General features: G+C 67.4%; 2 protein-coding genes. Both read left to right on the forward strand.

Going from position 1 to position 803, the window contains the following annotated elements:
- The coding region (locus ACFVUH_RS37285; protein WP_387918085.1) for a DUF6009 family protein at positions 1–175 on the forward strand (175 nt) is incomplete at its 5' end.
- Positions 176–315: 140 nt separating this feature from the next.
- Entirely contained in the window at positions 316–648 is a 333-nt protein-coding gene (locus ACFVUH_RS37290; protein ID WP_387918084.1) for a hypothetical protein, read from the forward strand.
- Positions 649–803 lie beyond the last annotated feature (155 nt).

The raw sequence follows: 803 nt of genomic DNA on the forward strand, positions 1-803 counted from the left end.
TACGTTCTACTTGCTGCCGCATGACCGCCCCAACCAGCCCGACGACCCCGAGTGCCCCTACCGGGTGGGCTCGCCTCTGGAAGCAGTCGACCCTCGAACCGTCGCGGCGGGCGAGGTCGGAGCCAAGACCCCTCGCTCACAGGCTTCGGGGGAGATAGTGTCCGCCCGCTCGTAGAAGGGCGCCCACGCGGGAGTGCCGCGGGCCGGGACGGGCGACGCCAGCGAGCCGACTACTTTTTAACTTGTTGTAAAGTTATATGGAAGGGTGGTAACTTGGTGACAAGTTGAACAGTTCAGCCTCCAGGAGGTGGGCAGGTGTTGCAGATCCAGATCGGCCCCGAGCGCGAGGCGGACCCCGATGACAGGCTCGGGCGATCCACCATCGGATGGCGCCCCGGCATGAGCGAGGACGAAGTCTGGGAGACCGGCCGCGGCATCTGGAAGTTCAACGCCGACCGCGCGCTCTCCCAGGACGAGGTACAGATCATCAACACCGAGGGCACGGTCCTGGCCGTCGCGAAGATCACCGGGATCTCCAAACCCGGCGACCGCTACGCCCTCGAAGGAGAACTGCAACGCGGCGACGACCGCGTCGGCCGCGCCACCCAGGTCCCGCACCTCTCCCGCAACCCCGTCACCTACATCTGAAGGGAGCGTTCCGGTGAGCGACTTCGACGCGATCGACTCCCTCCTCCACTCCGTCACCCCCCAGGCCGACCTCCCGGAACCCGAAGCCCGCCGCGCCCTGCGCGAGCAGGCTCAGCTGTCCAAGGCACAGGTGGCCCGCGCCCTCGGGGTGAGCC

The sequence above is a fragment of the Kitasatospora sp. NPDC058032 genome (assembly GCF_042885845.1).
Taxonomy (GTDB): domain Bacteria; phylum Actinomycetota; class Actinomycetes; order Streptomycetales; family Streptomycetaceae; genus Kitasatospora.